The sequence below is a fragment of the Sulfitobacter mediterraneus genome, assembly GCF_003054325.1.
In the GTDB taxonomy this organism is placed as follows: domain Bacteria; phylum Pseudomonadota; class Alphaproteobacteria; order Rhodobacterales; family Rhodobacteraceae; genus Sulfitobacter; species Sulfitobacter mediterraneus.
Map to the genome: position 1 here is coordinate 48850 of NZ_QBKU01000011.1, position 13785 is coordinate 62634.

Genomic DNA, 13785 nt, shown 5'->3' on the forward strand with positions numbered 1-13785 from the left:
AAAGGTGTCAGAATGCCTCGGGCTGGGCCTCGCGGGCCATATGGTCAAGGACCGCGTTCACAAAGCTGGGTTCTTTGCCATCGGGAAAGAACGCACCTGCGATGTCGACATATTCCTTGATCGCCACACGCGGCGGCGTGTCGTTGCCGCGCAGTTCAGCGCCAGCGGCGCGAAACAGGGCCCGCAACGTCGGGTCGATCCGCGCAATTGGCCATTTTGCCACCAGCGCCCGGTCGGTCATCTGGTCAATCGCCGCCTGATGGTTGACGGCGGTTTCCAGCACAGTTGAGAAATGATCCAGATCGCCGTCCAGCATTTCGCCGTCTTCATAGACAGCGCCAAAGCGGTGTTCGATGAATTCGCGGCGCACGCGGTCAATGGTCTGCGAGGAATGTTCCATCTGGAACAACGCCTGCACGGCATAAAGCCGCGATGCCGATTTCATCTTGCGTTTCTGGTTGCCGGACAGGCCGGGTGCCGATTGGGTCATGCGTGTGTGTTTCCGTCCGTATCGCCCGCCATGAGCGTGTCTTCGCCCAGCGGTTTAAAACCGATGCCTTTGCTTTGGCTGCCCCACTTACGGCTGAGCGCAATGAGATGCAAGGCCGCAGCCGCCGCACCGCCGCCCTTGTTTTGCCCGTCCGGATCGGCGCGCACCTCGGCTTGGCTGCGGTTTTCCACTGTCAGGATGCCATTGCCGATGCACAGCCCCTGAAGGCCCAGCAATTGCAGCGCCCGTGAGCTGTCGTTGCAGACGGTTTCATAATGGGTCGTTTCCCCCCGGATCACACAGCCCAACGCGACATATCCGTCAAAGTTGCTGCGCCGGTCCGAGATGCCGATGGCGGTGGGGATTTCCAAGGCGCCGGGCATTTCGACCACCTCGTAACTGGCGCCTGCCGCCTCAAGCTCGGCTTTGGCGCCGGTCAGCAGCCCGCCGGCGATATCGCTGTAGTAGGGCGAAACAACGATCAGAACCTTCAGCGGTTTGTCAAAGCTGGGTCGGTCCAGAACGGTGTGATCTTCGGATGCTGCCATGGGGTTTACTCCGCCGTGATGGGCCGGGTGCCCACGATTTCGATGTGATAGGCATCAAGGCCCAGATAACGGGTTTCGGGGTTGTCGGTCAGCAGAACCAGTTGATACAGCCCCATGGAGGCGAGGATCTGTGCGCCCAAACCTGTGCGTTTGACGGTGCGCGGCGCGTCTTCTTCGTCGTCGTCCAGCCGCAAGCGCGGGAACGGGTCGCGGAACAGGATCACCGCGCCTCGGCCTTCGTCCGCGATGATCTGCATGGCGCGGGGCAGCTCGTCTGCCGGGCTGGGCCCCAGTCCAAGGATATCTTCGAGTGCATTGATCGCATGGGTCCGCACCAGCACCGGCGCATCGGTGCTGATGTCACCTTTGGTCAGGACAACGTGGTCGGTCCCGGTGATCTCATCCGCGACGATCCGCATATCCCATTCCCCGCCATAGGCAGAGATCACTGTGCGGCGGTCGCGTTCCACCAGCAGGTTGTCATGCTTGTGGCGATAGGCGATCAGGTCGCTGATCGTGCCGATCTTGAGGCCATGCTCTGCGCCAAAGGCCACCAGGTCCGGCAGGCGGGCCATGGTGCCGTCTTCCTTCATGATCTCGCAGATCACGCCTGAAGGGTGCAATCCGGCAAGGCGGCTGATGTCTACGGCGGCCTCCGTGTGGCCAGCACGGACCAAAACGCCGCCATCGCGGGCGCGCAGAGGAAAGACATGGCCGGGGGTGGCGATGTCTGCCGCACCGAGATCTTCGTTGATGGCCGTGGCCACGGTCAGTGCGCGGTCGCCAGCGGAAATACCGGTGCTGACGCCCTCGCGGGCCTCGATGCTGACGGTAAATGCGGTCTCGTGACGGGACGAATTGTTGACCGCCATCATCGGCAGTTCCAGCGTCTCTATCCGCGCCGTGGTCATCGGCAGGCAAATCAGGCCGCGCCCATGGGTGGCCATGAAATTGATCGCTTCCGCGTCCGCAAACTGCGCCGGGATCACCAGATCACCTTCGTTTTCGCGGTCCTCGTGATCAACCAGAATAAACATCCGGCCTGCGCGGGCCTCTGCGATGATCTCTTCGATTGGGGCAATGGCACTTGCCAGCCCTTCTTCGACCGGTCCGGGTGTTTCAAAATTCATGACATATCCTATCGCCGTTCTCGCCCGCACATAGCTCAAGCGCCCGGCGATGGCCAGAGGTGCCGCAGCATCACTGCGGTCAAAGCCCAACAAAATAGAGCGGTTCCGCCCTCAGGCGCCAGCGCCGAAATACCGCGCGGCATCGAGATATCCGGCGGCGCGGGCGGCCGCGCTCCAATCACGTTCCAGCGCGGTGTCGCCAATGATCAACACCTGATCCGAAACCAGCTTGCGATCCGTGATCACCCGGCCCAGATGATCGCGCATATCGGACCAACTGTCGGTGAACTTTGGTGCATTGCCCACGTGATCGAGCGCGGGATTGGCCTGCGCCACCTGCCCCGCATGCAAGGGCAGATGCACCAGCGCCAGTTTCTGTGCGCCTTCGATGGCTGAGACGGCCTCACTGCGTGGCAAGGGCATCTGCGGCTCTGATGCCTTTACCACGCGCAGCGCGTTGGAGGAAAACAACAATCCCATGATGTCACGCCCGCTGGCTTTGCGGATTGAGGCGTAGGTGGGATAATCCAGACCCAGCGCATGGGCGCGGCGCACATGCATCCGCACCACCATCAAAGGCATGGTCTTGGGCATCGCGGCCTCGCGGGCCTTTTTCCACTGAAAGGCGCGAAAGGTCTGGCCGCGCTCCATGCTTGGCCCCTGGTTATGCCCGATGCCCGGTGTCATGACATTTCAGCCAGACGCGCGACGTAGCGGGCCAGAGTGTCAATCTCAAGGTTGATCTGATCGCCCACTTTGACATCGCCCCATGTGGTGACGTCCTTGGTGTGGGGGATGAAGTTGATGCCAAAATCACAGCCATCGACCGCGTTCACGGTCAGCGATGTCCCGTTCAGCGCAACAGATCCTTTGGGCGCGATGAACCGGGCCAACTCGGCAGGCGCACGCAGGGTCACGCGGGTGCTGTCGCCCTCGTCTTGCATCGCGACCACTTCGGCCACGCCGTCCACATGGCCCGACACGATATGCCCGCCCAACTCGTCGCCCACTTTCAAGGCCCGCTCAAGATTGAGCCGCTTGCCTTTGTGCCATCCATTGCCGCCGATGTTGGTTTTCTCGACCGTTTCGGCGCTGATCTGCACCTCGTACCAATCAGGGCCAAGGTCCACCACCGTCAGGCATACCCCATCGCTGGCGATCGAGGCGCCCATATCAATGCCCGAGGTGTCATAACCGGTTTTGATCCGCGCCCGCAGGTCACCTTCCTGCTCCAGCGCGACAACCTCGCCTACGTCGGTGATAATCCCGGTGAACATTGGGTTTTCCTTTTTTTCGCAATCGTCGTTAACTTTCCGTAACCTTCACCTGTGGTACAGGCAAGCGAAAGCACAGTGTTGTTGCGGCAGGGGCCATATCCTGATTAAAAATATGGCACGCGCAGAAGAAAGGGCAGAATGTCCTCAGACGATAGGCAAAACCGGGTCTTTTTGTTCCTTCAGGGGCCGCATGGGCCGTTCTTTGACAGGCTTGGCCGCATGCTGCGCCTTGCCGGGGCCGAGGTCTGGCGTGTCGGGTTCAATGCGGGTGATCAGGCGTTTTGGGGGCATAAACCCAGTTACATCCCGTTTTCCGCGCCCAGTGATGAGTGGGATGCTTTCCTATCAGATCTGTTGGTCGAAAAATCTGTCACCGACATCGTGCTGTATGGCGATACCCGCCCGATCCATGCTTCCGCCGTTGCGGCGGCAAAGGTGGCGGGCATTGCGGTGCATGTCTTTGAGGAAGGCTATATGCGGCCCTATTGGGTTACGTATGAGCGTGGCGGCAGCAACGGCAACTCGCATCTGATGGGCATGAGCATCGATCAGATGCGCAGTGTCATGGCCCAATCCGACATGGAAGCGCCCCTGCCCCCGGGCCATTGGGGCGATATGCGCCAACATATTTTTTACGGCGCCGCCTATCATTGGTTTGTGATGTTCGCGAACCGCAAATACCGGCATTTCCGGCCCCATCGCAGCTTGCCTGTGTCGAAAGAGTTTCAGCTGTACCTCAAGCGGTTGCTGCTGATGCCGGTGATCTGGGTACAGCGGTTTCTGGCCACCTGGCGGGTGCGCAATGGCGGGTTCCCATACCATCTGGCGCTGCTGCAGTTGGAGCATGACAGCTCCTTCCAGATGCATTCTCCCTTCGGCACGATGACGGAGTTTCTGGAGCTGGTGATTGACGGTTTTGCCAAGGGTGCGGCGACCCATCATCACCTTGTGTTCAAGGCCCATCCGCTTGAGGATGGCCGCGTGCCGGTGCGGCGCGATATCAAGCGGCTGGCCCGTGCGGCAGGGGTTGCAGACCGGGTTCATTTTGTGCGCGGCGGCAAGCTGGCCCGCCTGCTCGATGATGCCCGCACCGCTGTCACGGTGAACTCTACAGCGGGACAGCAGGCGCTTTGGCGCGGCATTCCGCTGAAGGTGTTTGGTGATGCTGTTTATGGAAAGTCGGAATTTGTCTCTGACCAACCGTTGACGGAATTTTTCGCAGCACCCAGCCGCCCTGACAGCCGCGCCTACAAGGACTATCGGCGCTATCTGCTTGAAACTTCACAAATTCCCGGCGGGTATTATTCCTCCAAGGGGCGCCGACAATTGTTGCGTTTGGTAGTGGATATGATGCTGGCTGGTGATGATCCCTATCAGGCGTTTGATCAAGGAACCGCGGCCCCAAGGCAACAGTTGCGTCTCGTCACCTGAGCCAAGCACCTCTGCACGCTAGATTTTTACAGATAACTGCGTTAACTTGACCGCAACTACGCCGAAAAAACCGGCGAATACTGAGGCAGAATTGAATAGGTCGAGGAGACCGGGCAGTGAAATCCGTATCTTTCCGGTGGGCGCGCCCCATCGCAGCAATCGCGGCGTTGGCCGTTGTTTCGTCTTGTGGTTTGCCGCAGGTCGGCCCCAACAAACGCCAGATTTTCGCAGGATCCGTGCAAAAGGAAGGCGACGCCTTTGTTGTCTCCGTCAACGACCGCGTCACTCGCGCCACCGCTTTGACCCCTGCTTTGGGATTCTCCGAGGAATTCAAACGCGCAGCCCCGCTTGGGTCTGACACGATCCGCCCCGGCGATGTTCTGGGCATTACGGTATATGAAAACGTTGATGATCCGCTTTTGGGCGTCGAAGGTTCCCCCGCGACCCTGCTCGAAGAAGTGCAGGTTGATGGCGCAGGCTTTATCTTTATTCCCTATGCGGGCCGGATCAAGGCAGCAGGCAACACGCCAGACGCCATTCGCCGCATCATCACCACCAAACTGGGCGAACAGACCCCTGACCCACAGGTCGAAGTCCGCCGTGCTGCGGGTGACGGTTCGACCGTTTCGCTGATTGGCGCGGTTGGGGCGCAGGGCGTCTATGCCATTGAGCGGCCAACGCGCACCTTGGGCACTATGATGGCCCGCGCAGGCGGTGTTTCGATTGAACCCGAGATTGCCCAGATCACCGTGATCCGTGGCAAGATGCGCGGCAAGATCTGGTTGCAAGATCTCTATGACCACCCCGAACTGGACATCGCATTGCGCGCCGGGGATCGCATCCTCGTCGAAGAAGACACACGGTCTTTCACCGCATTGGGCGCCACCGGCAGCCAGGCGCAGGTGCCATTTGAATCGCAGAACCTGTCGGCACTTGAAGGCATCGCACAGGTTGGCGGACTAAGCGCCTCTTCGGCGGATCCGACCGGCGTCTTTATTTTCCGCAATGAACCGGCAGAGATTGCTGGACAGGTGTTGGGCCGCAATGACTTTCAAGGCGCACAGCGCATGGTCTATGTGCTCGACCTGACCAAACCCAACGGCATGTTCATGGCCCGTGATTTTGTGGTGCGGGACGGCGACACGCTTTATGTGACAGAGGCGCCATTTACCCAGTGGAGCAAGGTCATCTCGGCCATCACAGGCACAGCCGGATCTGCAGCGAGCCTGACATCGCTGACCGGCGAATAACCCCTGATCATGGCTCTCGGGCCTGAGACATATGACACACCCGCCGCCGGTCCCGACAAGGACCGGCGGCTTTTTGTCTATAACGGCGGGTTTTTGACCCAGCGCCGCATCCGCCGCATATTGAAGCTTTCTGGATATTCCCTGCATCTGGGTCGGCCTAGGGAGGGCGATTCCGTTGCGGTTTGGGGCAATTCGCCCACCGCCCATCGCGGGCTTGCCGTTGCTGCCAAATATGAGGCGCCCGTTGTCCGGGTGGAGGATGCATGGCTGCGCTCTTTGCATCCGGGACGGGGCGGTGAGCCGCCGCTGGGCCTGTTAATCGATCATCGCGGGGCGCATTTTGATCCGGCTCAGCCATCGGATCTTGAGATCCTGCTGGCCGAACATCCACTGGATGACACCGCGCTCTTGAACCGCGCACGGGGTGCAATGGCACGGATCGCCGAGGCCCAACTGACCAAATATAGCGGGTTTGATCCCGCCGCCCCCGTCCCGCCGCCCGGCTATGTGTTGGTGATTGACCAGACGCAGGGCGATGCCTCCGTCACCGCCTCCGAGGCCGATCGCGGCCGTTTCCTTGAGATGCTGGTGTTTGCCCAAGAGGAACACCCCGGTGCCAAGGTCATTATCAAGACGCATCCCGAAACCGCACAGGGCCACCGCGCGGGATATTTCACCGACAAAGACGTCAACAACAAGATTTCTCTGCTCACTGATCCGGTCAGCCCTTGGGCGCTGTTTGACGGGGCAGTCGGCGTTTACACCGTGTCCTCGCAGCTTGGCTTTGAGGCGATCTTTGCGGGGCACAAACCGCGGGTGTTCGGTAAACCGTTTTATGCCGGTTGGGGCCTGACCAAGGACGAATTTCCCGTGCAGCGCCGCCAGCGGACCCTGACGCGGGCGCAATTGTTTGCCGCTGCGATGATCCTTTACCCCAAATGGTATGACCCCTACCGCGATCAGCTTTGCGAGCTGGAAACCGCGATCGAAGCGCAGGCCGCGCAGGCCCGTGCATGGCGCGAGGATCATCGCGGTTGGGTCGCCTCAGGTATGCGGATGTGGAAACGCGGCCCGCTGAACAAAATCTTTGGGCAGTTCAAGCCCCTGATATTCAAAGATGATCCGGCAGAGGCTCGCAACACGGGGCGCCCCTGGATGGTGTGGTCTGGCCTTGCGCAGGTCGGCCATGAAGATGCGGTGCGGGTTGAAGACGGGTTTTTGCGGTCCAAGGGACTTGGCGCGGCCCTGGTGCCACCACTGTCGTTGGTTTGTGACGATCTGGGGATTTACTATGACCCCTCTCGCCCCAGCCGGTTGGAAAAATGGATCGAAACGCGGGCGCAGATGCGGCCCGATCAAACCGCCCGCGCCCGTGCTTTGATCACCGCGCTGACCAAGGCTGGGCTGAGCAAATACAACATCGGTGCGGCATGCCAATTGGGCGATGCACCTGTTCAGAAGCGTATTTTGGTGCCCGGTCAGGTGGCTGATGACGCCTCTGTCCGTTTGGGCACGCAGGACGTTGGCGATAATCTGACGCTGTTGCAAGCCGCCCGTGCAGCCAATCCGGATGCCTTTCTGATCTACAAACCGCATCCGGATGTTGAAGCGGGCCTGCGCGATGGCGCGATTGACGCCGCCGATCTTGCCGATCACATCGCATCCGGTGCCGATCCGGCAGATCTGCTGGGCCAAGTGGACGAGGTATGGACCATGACCTCGCTTTTGGGGTTCGAAGCGCTGCTGCGCGGGGTGCCTGTGGTGACCTTTGGCGCGCCGTTCTATGCCGGTTGGGGCCTCAGCGATGATCGAGGTGACGTGCCGCCGCGCCGGCGGGTCGATGTCCCGCTTGAGGGGCTCGTCCATGCAGTTCTGATTGATTACCCGCGCTATTTTGATCCGCAAACTGGCCTGCCTTGCCCGGTCGAGGTGATCGTGGATCGCCTGATCTCAGGTGAAGTGTCCGCGCCGGGGTTGGGTCTTCGGATTTTGTCTAAACTACAGGGACTTATGGCCAGCCGCGCCCATTTATGGCGGGGCCGTTGATCCTAGGGGCGTGTCCAGACATGTAGAATATCAGGACCGCAGGCCATGGTCTCGCGCAGATCAAAGCGGGGCGCGTTGCGCAGGGCTTCCAGCCCCATCGCGCCAACCCCCGGCAAGCCCTCGGCCCCGATCACCAAACCGGCGGTAAAGCCGATCAATTCATCCACAAGATCAGCCTCAAGCAGGGAGGCGGCCAAGGCGCTGCCACCTTCGCAAAACACACGTGTCAGCCCATGTGCGCCCAGTTGTTGCAGGATATCCGCCGGATCAAGCTGCCCACCCCGCGCCGCACAGGGCAGCAGGGTCGCGCCCAGATCGCGCCAGGTTTGCACCAGCATCGGGTCGGCGTCTTTGCCGTGGCACAAGATCACCGGAACCTCGGCGGCAGTGCGCGCCAATTGACCCATAAGCGGCAGATCAAGCCTGCGGGAGACCACAACGCGGGCTGGCTGGTGATCCACACCCAGATCGCGCACTGTCAGGCTTGGATCATCGGCGCGGGCGGTGCCGCCGCCAATCAGCACCGCGTCATGGCGGCTACGCATGGCATGCACCACGCGCCGCGCTTGTGGGGCGGTGATCCATTGGCTTTCGCCGGTGCCGGTGGCAATGCGCCCATCAAAGGAATTGGCCAGCTTCAGGGTCAGCAACGGCCGCCCGAGCTCTACGCGCCGGAAAAATCCGGCATGATCGCGGCGGGCCTCGGCCTCGCCCACCCCAAGGGTGACCTCGATGCCTGCATCACGCAGCATTTGCAGGCCTTGCCCATTCACCCGCGCATCGCTGTCGGTGGTGGCCACGACGACACGCGCCACGCCCGCGTCGATCAGGGCCCGTGCGCAGGGCGGGGTTTGTCCGTGATGGGAACAAGGCTCCAGTGTGACATAGGCCGTCGCACCGCGTGCAGCAGCGCCCGCTTGCGCCAATGCTTCAACCTCGCCATGGGGCCGTCCGCCCGGCTGGGTCCAGCCCCGTCCGACGATCCGGCCTTGTGCCACGATGACACAGCCCACTGCCGGATTGGGCCAGACACGCCCCTGCCCGCGCCGCCCGAGGGACAGCGCCAGCGCCATGTATCTTTGGTCGCTCACTCTTCTTCTACAGGGTGATCCGGCCGCAGTTCCTGAACGAACTTATCGAAATCATCAGCCGCCTGGAAGTTCTTGTAAACGCTGGCAAATCTCACGTAGGCAACGGTGTCGATCCGGGCCAGAGCCTCCATCACGATCTCGCCGATCTGTTTGGAGCCTATGTCGGTTTCGCCCATGCTTTCGAGGCGCCGCACGATGCCGCTGATCATTTGATCAATGCGTTCGGGATCAATCGGGCGTTTCTGCATAGAGATGCGGATGGAGCGCTCCAGCTTGTCGCGGTCAAAATCTTCGCGTTTGCCGCTGGTTTTGATCACCACCAGATCGCGCAGCTGGACCCGTTCGTAGGTGGTAAATCGCCCGCCGCAGGCCGGGCAGAACCGGCGCCTTCGGATCGAGACGTGATCCTCTGCCGGACGGCTGTCTTTTACTTGGGTGTCGATATTTCCGCAAAACGGGCAGCGCATGGGCCGTCCCCCTCTTTGTCATTCCGCCTCTATAGGGGCGCAACCCGCCCTCTTGTCTAAACTTATAGGGGGTTCACGAGGTTTTGGGTAGGGGGCAATTTGACCACTACATCTGGGGCCATTGACGGGCTAAACTGCAGCTTTGGCCGACCTCAGGCAAAATGCGCTGCGATCTGGCGGTGGTGCGGCGCGGTGCGGTGCTCAAATAGGTAGATGCCTTGCCATGTGCCGAGTGCCATGCGCCCTGCCGTGACCGGAATGTTCAATGAAACCGGCATCATCGCAGCCTTGATATGGGCGGGCATATCGTCCGGCCCCTCCATCGTGTGACGCAGATAGCCCATCGCTGGATCATCCGCTGGCGGCACAAGGCGGGCAAAATAGGCCAAAAGATCGCCCTGCACATCTGGATCGGCGTTTTCCTGTATCAAAAGCGAGGCAGAGGTGTGCTGCACAAATAATGTCAGCAGGCCATCACCCTGCCCCTTGAGCCAAGAGGTAACTTGCGGGGTAAATTCGTAAAGACCCTGTCCTCGGGTCGAAATGGAAAAACGGGTTTGCATGGGCACAGGGTGGCTTGCACAAGGCCGGATGGCAATCGGTCTATTTCGTGGACCGGGTAAAAGCATCACGGCAATACCGCCGCGCACTGGCAGATTTCACCATCGTGCCCGGTTGCTTGACTGTAAGCGTCAGACGACCGGGATCATCGGGCGGCAGGCCCGCATTGCTAAGCGAGAATGTCACGGCCTTGCGCCCTGCCGCGGTCTGCGATGGGCCGCGTGGCCGTTTGAGGTAAATCGGGGTGGTTTCGGACAGGCCAAGACGCCGCTCAACATAGCTGGCCGCGCCGCACCAAAACTCTGCCGCGCCCATGTTCATGCCCTGCACCACTTCGAAGTCGGAAGCGCTAAGGGGGTTGATCACCAAAAACCGGTCTTCTTCACCATCGGTGCTCGCCGCAACGGTCAGTGGCAGGCACGCCATTATCAGCGCATGACAGGCCCCGCGCATCAGCGTTTGATCAGCCGCGCATCTGCGCAAAAGCTATGTGCATGGGCCAGTGAAAGGTTGGACCCGGCAGCACGCAGCGATTGTGAGAGGATCAAGACCCGTTTGGGATCATTGCCTGCCGGATCAAGCGAAAAGGTCACCGGCGCATCAAAGGACAGGCGTGGACCAACAACGTAAATTCGTACGTTGCTGCGGGCACCCAGTACGTCATTGGCGTAATCCGCCGCGGCGCACCACATGCCGCGGGCGCCAAAGCCCGCACCGTCAGCAATTTGAAACCCGCCATCAACCGGTGTGACCGTCACACGGTTCTCGGCGCGAAAATCCTGCGCAGATGCAGCTGTGGCACCGGCGAAGGCCAGAAAGAGGGCGGTTGCGAATTTTACCATGTGTCGGCTCCCATTCTACGGAATTTTATGTCACGACGTTCGATCAGATAGTCTTTGCAAAACAGATAGGCGTGTTGAATGGGAAGGCCTTGTCCGACCTGCCGAACACTGACTGAAACGGATGTACTTGGCGGCACGGACAGGGTGGATGGATCCGCCGTGAACACCACACCTTTGCGGCCCAGACCACTAATGGACGGGCCACGGGCGGTATGAACATAGATCCGTCCGCCCCGTGTCAGCCCCAGACGTTTCTGGGCAAATTCCGATGCCGCGCACCACATGCCCCGTGCCCCCTCTCCGCGTGCTTCGATCACTTCGAAGGTACTTTTGTTCAGCGGGACCACCTTGAGATGATTGACGGCCGTGAAGGATTGCGCTGCCGCAAGGCCGGGCGCAAGCGTGATCGCAACTGCAAGAAGAGCGGTTCGCATGGGGGCACCTTTCATTGTTGTCCTACAAATAGGGGCTCAGGGCCGAAGTTCAAATTCAATCCCTTTCACATCAGCGGCATTTGGCGCAGGGATCGTCAGAACACAGCCCACAAAAAAACGCCCGGAGAACCGGGCGTCTTTTGATGGGTGATGTAAGAGCGCGTTACTGGTCGAGGAAGGACCGCAACTTGCGTGACCGGCTTGGGTGCTTGAGCTTGCGCAGCGCCTTGGCTTCGATCTGGCGGATACGCTCACGTGTCACGCTGAACTGTTGGCCGACCTCTTCGAGGGTGTGATCGGTGTTCATGCCGATGCCAAAGCGCATCCGCAACACACGTTCTTCACGTGGTGTGAGCGAGGCCAGAACGCGGGTTGTGGTTTCCTTGAGGTTTTCCTGAATGGCACTGTCGAGCGGCAGCACGGCATTCTTGTCCTCAATGAAATCGCCCAGCTGGCTGTCTTCCTCATCTCCGATGGGGGTTTCAAGGCTGATCGGTTCCTTGGCAATTTTCATCACCTTGCGGACCTTCTCAAGCGGCATCTGCAGCTTTTCGGCCAATTCTTCTGGCGTGGGCTCGCGGCCAATCTCGTGCAACATCTGGCGGCCCGTGCGCACCAGTTTGTTGATGGTTTCGATCATATGGACCGGGATACGGATCGTGCGGGCCTGATCGGCAATCGAACGGGTGATCGCCTGACGGATCCACCACGTTGCATAGGTCGAGAATTTATAACCGCGGCGGTATTCGAACTTGTCCACCGCCTTCATCAGGCCGATGTTACCTTCCTGAATCAAATCAAGGAATTGCAGGCCTCTGTTCGTGTACTTTTTGGCGATGGAAATCACGAGGCGCAGGTTCGCTTCGACCATTTCTTTCTTGGCTTGACGGGCCTCTTTTTCACCCTTCTGAACCTGCTGCACGATGCGGCGGAATTCAGAGATATCCAGACCAACGTATTGACCCACCTGCGCCATGTCGGCGCGCAGTTCTTCGACCTTGTCGGTGGAGCGTTCAATGAACATCTGCCAGCCGCGGCCGGTCTTTTCGGACATCCGCTCAAGCCAGTTGGGGTCAAGCTCATAGCCGCGATAGGAATCAACAAATTCCTTGCGGTTGATCCTGGCTTGGTCGGCCAGTTTCACCATCGCGCTGTCGATCTGCATGATCCGGCGGTTGATGCCATAAAGCTGGTCAATCAGGGCTTCGATACGGTTGTTGTGCAGGTGCAGTTCGTTCACCAGCAGCACAATTTCTGCCCGCAGTTTCTGATAGGTGTCTTCCTGCTTTTTCGAGAAAGAGCCATCCTCGTTCAGGGTCGCCGAAATCCGGCTGTCCTGCATCTCGCTCAGCTTGGCATAGTCGTCCGCGATGATGTCCAGCGCCTCAAGCACCTGCGGTTTCAGCGCCGCTTCCATGGCCGCGAGGGACATGTTGGCCTGTTCGTCCTCATCATCGTCGTCATCGGTGGTGATGGGGTTGCCGTCGGCGTCCAGCTCTTGCTTGGTCTCTTCGGTCTTGGTCTCGGTTGTTGCGGCACCTGCGGCAGGCACCACGGGCGTGGTTTCTTCTTCGTCGCCCATCTGATTGCCGAAGGTGGCCTCCAGATCAATCACATCGCGCAGCAAAATGTCTTCGGACAAAAGTTCGTCACGCCAGATGGTGATCGCCTGAAAGGTCAGCGGGCTTTCGCACAGGCCGGCAATCATCGTGTTGCGGCCAGCCTCGATACGCTTGGCAATCGCGATCTCGCCTTCGCGGGACAACAGTTCAACCGAACCCATCTCGCGCAGGTACATGCGCACCGGATCATCGGTGCGGTCCAGCTTTTCGCTGGTGCCAGAGGACAGCGCGACCTCTTTGTTGCTGTCGGTGGTCGTCAGTTCGGTAGAGCCCTTGGCCTCTTCCTCTTCGGCGTCTTCATCTTCGATGATGTTGATACCCATCTCCGACAGCATCGACATCACGTCTTCGATCTGTTCGGAGCTGACCTGATCGGGCGGCAGAACCGTGTTCAGCTGATCATAGGTGATATAGCCCTTCTCGCGGGCCTCACCGATCATCTTTTTGACGGCAGCCTGAGACATATCCAGCGAATGGCCGCTGTCGTTCTCGTCCCGCTTGCTGTCGTCGTTTGTATCCTTAGCGGCCATGTCGTCTCCTCCGGCGCGATCGCGCGAATCATCTGGGGGTGATTCGAATTTTCCGAATCATGAGGG

15 protein-coding genes are annotated in these 13785 nt (G+C 59.9%); 3 read left to right on the forward strand and 12 right to left on the reverse strand.

Annotated features, from left to right (window positions below; translation table 11 throughout):
- Positions 1 to 7 precede the first annotated feature (7 nt).
- From nusB to C8N31_RS16430, 5 genes are all read right to left on the reverse strand, one after another.
- Complete coding sequence (gene nusB / locus C8N31_RS16410) at positions 8 to 490, reverse strand: transcription antitermination factor NusB (protein ID WP_025046777.1); 483 nt, start codon at positions 488 to 490, stop codon at positions 8 to 10.
- On the reverse strand, positions 487 to 1038 hold the full coding sequence (locus tag C8N31_RS16415; protein ID WP_025046776.1) for a 6,7-dimethyl-8-ribityllumazine synthase: 552 nt from the start codon (positions 1036 to 1038) through the stop codon (positions 487 to 489). The genes nusB and C8N31_RS16415 overlap by 4 nt, the downstream gene beginning before the upstream one ends.
- Positions 1039 to 1043: 5 nt before the next feature.
- Positions 1044 to 2168 (reverse strand): 3,4-dihydroxy-2-butanone-4-phosphate synthase, encoded by a 1125-nt coding sequence (gene ribB / locus C8N31_RS16420; protein ID WP_025046775.1) that lies wholly within the window; start codon positions 2166 to 2168, stop codon positions 1044 to 1046.
- A gap of 111 nt (positions 2169 to 2279) precedes the next feature.
- Positions 2280 to 2855, reverse strand: coding sequence for a hypothetical protein (locus C8N31_RS16425; RefSeq protein ID WP_025046774.1), 576 nt, complete (start codon positions 2853 to 2855; stop codon positions 2280 to 2282).
- Positions 2852 to 3445: a riboflavin synthase gene (locus C8N31_RS16430; protein WP_025046773.1), complete on the reverse strand. Its 594-nt coding sequence runs from the start codon at positions 3443 to 3445 to the stop codon at positions 2852 to 2854. The genes C8N31_RS16425 and C8N31_RS16430 overlap by 4 nt, the downstream gene beginning before the upstream one ends.
- A gap of 138 nt (positions 3446 to 3583) precedes the next feature.
- Here C8N31_RS16430 and C8N31_RS16435 point away from each other — a divergent pair, with 138 nt between their 5' ends.
- The 3 genes from C8N31_RS16435 (at position 3584) to C8N31_RS16445 (ending at position 8172) form a co-directional block, all read left to right on the forward strand.
- Positions 3584 to 4876, forward strand: a complete 1293-nt coding sequence (locus C8N31_RS16435) for a capsule biosynthesis protein (RefSeq protein WP_025046772.1) — start codon at positions 3584 to 3586, stop codon at positions 4874 to 4876.
- A 116-nt stretch (positions 4877 to 4992) separates the two neighbouring features.
- Positions 4993 to 6126: a polysaccharide biosynthesis/export family protein gene (locus C8N31_RS16440; RefSeq protein WP_025046771.1), complete on the forward strand. Its 1134-nt coding sequence runs from the start codon at positions 4993 to 4995 to the stop codon at positions 6124 to 6126.
- 9 nt (positions 6127 to 6135) lie between these two features.
- Entirely contained in the window at positions 6136 to 8172 is a 2037-nt protein-coding gene (locus C8N31_RS16445) for a capsular polysaccharide biosynthesis protein (RefSeq protein WP_025046770.1), read from the forward strand.
- Between the two features lie 2 nt (positions 8173 to 8174).
- On the opposite strand, the gene ribD is transcribed toward C8N31_RS16445, so the two are convergent.
- From ribD to rpoD, 7 genes are all read right to left on the reverse strand, one after another.
- On the reverse strand, positions 8175 to 9263 hold the full coding sequence (gene ribD, locus C8N31_RS16450) for a bifunctional diaminohydroxyphosphoribosylaminopyrimidine deaminase/5-amino-6-(5-phosphoribosylamino)uracil reductase RibD (protein WP_269146518.1): 1089 nt from the start codon (positions 9261 to 9263) through the stop codon (positions 8175 to 8177).
- Positions 9260 to 9730: a transcriptional regulator NrdR gene (gene nrdR / locus C8N31_RS16455; protein ID WP_025046768.1), complete on the reverse strand. Its 471-nt coding sequence runs from the start codon at positions 9728 to 9730 to the stop codon at positions 9260 to 9262. Before nrdR ends, ribD begins: the two co-directional genes overlap by 4 nt.
- A 152-nt stretch (positions 9731 to 9882) precedes the next feature.
- Positions 9883 to 10293 (reverse strand): secondary thiamine-phosphate synthase enzyme YjbQ, encoded by a 411-nt coding sequence (locus C8N31_RS16460; protein ID WP_025046767.1) that lies wholly within the window; start codon positions 10291 to 10293, stop codon positions 9883 to 9885.
- A 40-nt stretch (positions 10294 to 10333) separates the two neighbouring features.
- On the reverse strand, positions 10334 to 10717 hold the full coding sequence (locus C8N31_RS16465; protein WP_146173144.1) for a hypothetical protein: 384 nt from the start codon (positions 10715 to 10717) through the stop codon (positions 10334 to 10336).
- 26 nt (positions 10718 to 10743) lie between these two features.
- Positions 10744 to 11133, reverse strand: coding sequence for a hypothetical protein (locus tag C8N31_RS16470; RefSeq protein WP_025046765.1), 390 nt, complete (start codon positions 11131 to 11133; stop codon positions 10744 to 10746).
- Positions 11127 to 11567, reverse strand: coding sequence for a hypothetical protein (locus C8N31_RS16475; RefSeq protein ID WP_025046764.1), 441 nt, complete (start codon positions 11565 to 11567; stop codon positions 11127 to 11129). The genes C8N31_RS16470 and C8N31_RS16475 overlap by 7 nt, the downstream gene beginning before the upstream one ends.
- 163 nt (positions 11568 to 11730) lie before the next feature.
- Positions 11731 to 13719, reverse strand: a complete 1989-nt coding sequence (gene rpoD / locus C8N31_RS16480) for an RNA polymerase sigma factor RpoD (protein ID WP_025046763.1) — start codon at positions 13717 to 13719, stop codon at positions 11731 to 11733.
- Positions 13720 to 13785 lie beyond the last annotated feature (66 nt).